Source organism: Photorhabdus namnaonensis, assembly GCF_001684335.1.
Lineage (GTDB): Bacteria > Pseudomonadota > Gammaproteobacteria > Enterobacterales > Enterobacteriaceae > Photorhabdus > Photorhabdus namnaonensis.
This window is the reverse complement of sequence record NZ_LOIC01000046.1, coordinates 1-330: the sequence shown is the minus strand read 5'-3', so window position 1 is coordinate 330 and position 330 is coordinate 1. Positions and strand designations below refer to the sequence as shown.

General features: G+C 60.0%; 1 protein-coding gene. It reads left to right on the top strand.

Features of this window, described 5'->3' with window-relative positions; translation table 11 throughout:
- On the top strand, positions 1 to 330 hold a 330-nt coding region (locus tag Phpb_RS09230; protein WP_131817508.1), incomplete at both ends, for a hypothetical protein.

The following is a 330-nucleotide window of genomic DNA, read 5'->3' as shown; positions in this document are numbered from 1 at the left end:
CCCTCAGCCGGGGAGAACAGGGCTATATCCTCCGGCACCGGGATTCACCGGTTTGTAAGTATTTTGCGCTGGCCTCCCCGGCCTCATCCGAAGGGACGCAGCGCTGGCGGCTCACGGAACACCGGGACGTGTATGACAACCGGCTGCGGTTTATCTATAACGAGCACGGTCAGCTGACACAGGTTCTCCACAGTGACGGGCCGGCGTTGACGCTGCTTTATAATCTGCGCGGACAACTGACCGAGATTCTCCGTACCGATGAAGGGTTACAGGAAGTGATGGCCCGTTATCGCTACCATGATGACGGCCGGCTGGCGGAAGCGGACAGCG